Origin of the sequence: Acinetobacter legionensis (genome assembly GCF_048552295.1) — a bacterium.
Taxonomy (GTDB): domain Bacteria; phylum Pseudomonadota; class Gammaproteobacteria; order Pseudomonadales; family Moraxellaceae; genus Acinetobacter.
Map to the genome: position 1 here is coordinate 1 of NZ_JBIMCW010000111.1, position 261 is coordinate 261.

Here is a 261-nt window from a genome sequence, read left to right on the forward strand (position 1 = left end):
CGTTGATAGGTTGGATGTGGAAGTGCGGTGACGCATGAAGCTGACCAATACTAATTGCTCGTGAGGCTTGACTATACAACACCCAAGCAGTTGTATATGAAGCATCATTTGATTCATAAAAGATCAAACATACTTGATTTAGTTGTAAAGCTAGTTAAACTATTCAACTCAAATGTTCTGTTAAACTCATTTGGTACGAAGTAAGGCATTTAAATAAGACCCGAACAAGTCCATAACAGTTTGCTGGCGACAATAGCAAGA

General features: G+C 37.9%; 1 rRNA gene. It reads left to right on the forward strand.

Going from position 1 to position 261, the window contains the following annotated elements:
* Positions 1-75 (forward strand): 23S ribosomal RNA (locus tag ACG916_RS21670); the annotation flags it as partial.
* Positions 76-261: the final 186 nt, after the last annotated feature.